This window comes from Nocardioides sp., assembly GCF_016462705.1.
GTDB lineage: Bacteria > Actinomycetota > Actinomycetes > Propionibacteriales > Nocardioidaceae > Nocardioides.
In genome coordinates this window covers 1-3852 of record NZ_JAEMSS010000278.1, presented here as the reverse complement: position 1 = coordinate 3852, position 3852 = coordinate 1, and the positions used below count along the sequence as shown (strand labels likewise).

Sequence of the window (3852 nt, the reverse complement as noted above, 5' to 3'; positions counted from 1 at the left end):
AGCCCAACCCCCCCAGCACCGCCCACAACTCCACAGGGACTCGCAGGACGAGGTCTCGGCCCGCTCCCCACAGCTCAGCCGAGCGGCCGTGTCATCTGGGGCACCTTCCCCGGTTCCAGACGACGCAGCGCGGCGGAGCGGCCTGAGACCTGGCCCTACGAGTCCCGACGTCTTCCCCACACCGCTCGTCCGAAGGGTCGAACCCATGAGCACCATCCATCCGGCACCCCGCCGGGTCCGCCACCAGGCCCGGGAGGCGGTGGCCGTCATGGCCTTCTCGGCCGTCACCTCGGTCTGCCTGGCCGCGGCCCTGCTGGTCCTGACCCACCTTCCCCTGGGCTGACCGTGGCCGGCCCCCGCCACGTCCCGGTGCTCCTCGACCGGGTCGTCGCACTGTTGTCCCCGTGCCTGCAGGAGCCGGGCTCGGTGCTGGTCGACGCCACCCTCGGCCTCGGCGGGCACACCGAGGCGGTCCTCACCCGCTGCGAGCTGGCCCGGGTCGTCGGTATCGACCGGGACCCGGCCGCCCTCGAGCTGGCCCGCACCCGGCTGGCGCCCTACGGCGAGCGCTTCACCGGGGTGCACGCGGTCTACGACGAGCTCCCGGACGTGCTCGACGACCTCGGCCTGGCGGCGGTCGACGCCGTCTTCTTCGACCTCGGTGTCTCCTCGATGCAGCTCGACGTCCGCGAGCGCGGGTTCGCCTACGCGGAGGACGCCCCGCTGGACATGCGGATGGACGGCACCAGCGGTCCCACCGCGGCCGACGTGCTCAACACCTACTCGGTGGCCGACCTGACCCGGGTGCTGCGCGACTACGGGGAGGAGCGGTTCGCCCGCAAGATCGCGGCCGCCGTGGTGCGGCAGCGCGAGCAGGCGCCGTTCACCACGTCGGCCCGGCTCGTCGAGCTGCTGTACGCCGAGATCCCGGCGCCGGCCCGGCGAACCGGTGGCCACCCCGCCAAGCGGACCTTCCAGGCGCTGCGGATGGAGGTCAACGACGAGCTCGCGGTGCTGCGCCGCGCGATCCCGGCCGCGATCGACGCGATCGCGGTCGGCGGCCGGGTGGTGGTCGAGTCCTACCACTCGCTCGAGGACCGGCTGGTCAAGCACGCGTTCGCCGAGGCCACCCGCTCCACCGTGCCCGAGGACCTGCCGTTCCTCCCCGAGGGGAGCGCCCCTGCGCTGCGGCTGGTGACCAGGGGCGCCGAGCGGGCCGACGAGTCGGAGATCGCCCAGAACCCGCGGGCCGCCTCGGTGCGACTCCGTGCCCTCGAACGCGTCAGTCCCACCACCCACCTTCCCCGGGGAGCATGATGAGCACGTCCGCCGCCACGGCACTGAGCAGAGCCCGTGCCCCTTTCGAGGCCGCTGTCCAACGGGCCCGGCTGACCGTGGTCCCGCACCGCAGGCGGGTGCGCGCGCCGCGGCTGCCGTTCGTGACGTTGGTCAGCGTGGTCCTGCTCGGCGGCATCGTCGGGCTGCTGTGCTTCAACACCCAGATGCAGCAGGCCTCGTTCGCCGCGACGACGCTCGAGGAGCGTGCGGCCAGCCTCAGCGCCCGCGAGCAGACCCTGCACAGCGAGCTCCAGGCGCTGCGTGACCCGCAGCACCTCGCGGTGCTGGCCGCCCAGGCTGGGATGGTCGCGCCGCTGGACGCGTGCACCCTCGTGCTGGGGGCCGAGGCCCTGCAGGGGACCTGCTCGCCGGCCACCCGGGACAACACCCCGAACCCGCTCTCACCGGCGCCGCCCAAGCCGGCCGTGCTCGACCCGCCGCCCCAGATCGTGACGGTGGCGGCGCCTCCCGGGAGCAAGCCGGCGCAGGGCGACCGGGCCAGGAACCGGAACCAGCAGGCCCGCGACACGGGTCGCGGCTGACCCGAATCGACGCCCGAGACGGCGACGATGACTCCCACTGACCCATCCACCTGACTCATCCACCTGACTCCCCGGACCCAGCCACCGATGCCTACCCAGCCGAGACGAGGACCCACAGTGCGGCGACGCCGGAGCACCCGCGGAGTGCCGCAGTCCCGGCTCCGGGTCGGGTTCGTCCTGATCGCGATGGTGCTGTCGGTCTTCGGTGCCCGGCTCGTGCAGCTCCAAGGGGTCGACCCCGGTTCGTACGCCGCGATGGCGGCCGCCGAGGGCACGGTCGAGGTGGTGCTCCCCGCTGAGCGCGGTGACATCCTCGACCGCAACGGAGAGCCGCTCGCCGACTCCGTCGACGGGCTCATGGTCGTGGCCGACCCGGCCCAGACCGCCGACGACGCTCCGGCGATCGCCCGGTTCCTCGCCGAGCGGCTGTCGGTCGACTACATCGACACCCTGGCCCGGCTCCGGGGCGCGGACAAGGAGAGCCGGTTCGAGTACATCGCCCGGCGGGTGCCCTCGACGCTCGCCAACGACGTGCTCGAGGAGGCGGAGGCCCGCGACATCGAGGGCCTCTCGACCCGGCGCGACCCCGTGCGCACCTACCCCGCGCACGACGTGGCCGCCAACCTGATCGGGTTCATGGGCACCGACGAGGCGTTCGGCGGCCTGGAGCAGGTCTTCGACAAGCACCTCTCGGGCACGGACGGCTCGGCCCGCTACGAGGTCGGCGGCGGCAACAAGATCCCCCTCGGCAGCCACGAGACCACGGACGCGGTCGACGGTGCCGACCTGACCACGACCATCGACCGGGACCTGCAGTGGTTCACGCAGCGGGTCCTCCGCGACGCGGTGCGCAAGGCGGGCGGTGAGTCCGGCGTCGCCCTCATCCTGGACTCGAGGACCGGCGAGGTGCTGGCCGACGCGGACTACCCGACGTTCGACGCGGCCAACCCGGCGGACTACGAGACCGAGGACCGCGGCGCCCGGTCCATCAACCTGGCCTACGAGCCTGGCTCGGTGCAGAAGGTCCTCACCCTGGCCTCCCTCATCGACGCGGGGCGGATGACCGCGCGCACGGAGTTCACGGTGCCCGGCCGCCTGGACCGGCAGGACCGGCCGATCCGGGACTACTTCGAGCACGGCACGCTGCGGCTGACCCTGGCCGGGATCCTCGCGAAGTCCTCCAACATCGGCACGGTGCTGGCCGCCGACCGGTTCAAGCCCGGGGAGATGCGCTCCTACCTCGAGGCGTTCGGGCTGGGCCGGCGCACCGACGTCGGTCTCGAGTCGGAGTCGCCGGGGATCCTGCCCGACCCGGCGCTGTGGACCGAGCAGGCCGAGGACCGGATCGCCTTCGGGCAGTCCCTGTCGGTGACGCCCATCCAGATGGCTGCCGCGGTCAACACCATCGCCAACGACGGCGTGCGGGTCGCGCCCAGCCTGATCAAGGGCACCGCGGTGCGTGACGACGGTGTCGAGATCGGCACCGGCGTGGCCGCCACGCGCCGGGTCGTCAGCTCGTACGCGGCGCACCAGACCACGCTGATGATGGAGCGGGTCGTCGACCCCGAGGACGGCGTCGCCCCGAAGGCCCAGGTGCCCGGCTACCGGGTCGCCGGCAAGACCGGCACCGCACAGCGGGTCGGTGCCGAGTGCGGCTGCTACGACGGCACGTTCACCGTCTCGTTCGGAGGCTTCGCCCCCGCGGAGGACCCGCGGTTCACGATCTACGTCGCCATCCACGACCCGGACACCGGCGGCGGTGGCTCGGTCGCTGGGCCGGTGTTCTCCCAGCTGATGGGGTTCACCCTGCACCGGTACGGCGTCGCGGCGTCCGGCAAGAAGGGCAAGGCGCTGCCGGTCACCTGGTGAGCGGTCCGGACTTGACCAACCCCGGTTCAGCGAGGCCGATCCCGGGGCTGGGCGTGGTGCCCGCGCGCGTAGCAGGCCGGGTCTCCGCGTCAAGGACGCTCGC

General features: G+C 73.1%; 4 protein-coding genes. All 4 read left to right on the top strand.

Features of this window, described 5'->3' with window-relative positions; genetic code table 11:
• Positions 1–205: 205 nt before the first annotated feature.
• The 4 genes from JHD21_RS21350 to JHD21_RS21335 all read left to right on the top strand — a co-directional run bounded on the left by JHD21_RS21350 (position 206) and on the right by JHD21_RS21335 (position 3749).
• Positions 206–343, top strand: a complete 138-nt coding sequence (locus JHD21_RS21350) for a hypothetical protein (protein ID WP_292679506.1) — start codon at positions 206–208, stop codon at positions 341–343.
• A gap of 2 nt (positions 344–345) precedes the next feature.
• Entirely contained in the window at positions 346–1317 is a 972-nt protein-coding gene (gene rsmH, locus JHD21_RS21345) for a 16S rRNA (cytosine(1402)-N(4))-methyltransferase RsmH (RefSeq protein WP_292679505.1), read from the top strand.
• The gene (locus tag JHD21_RS21340) at positions 1314–1880 is read left to right on the top strand and encodes a hypothetical protein (RefSeq protein WP_292679503.1); all 567 of its coding nucleotides are present in this window, start codon (positions 1314–1316) and stop codon (positions 1878–1880) included. Before rsmH ends, JHD21_RS21340 begins: the two co-directional genes overlap by 4 nt.
• A gap of 117 nt (positions 1881–1997) precedes the next feature.
• The gene (locus tag JHD21_RS21335; RefSeq protein ID WP_292679501.1) at positions 1998–3749 is read left to right on the top strand and encodes a penicillin-binding protein 2; all 1752 of its coding nucleotides are present in this window, start codon (positions 1998–2000) and stop codon (positions 3747–3749) included.
• Positions 3750–3852 lie beyond the last annotated feature (103 nt).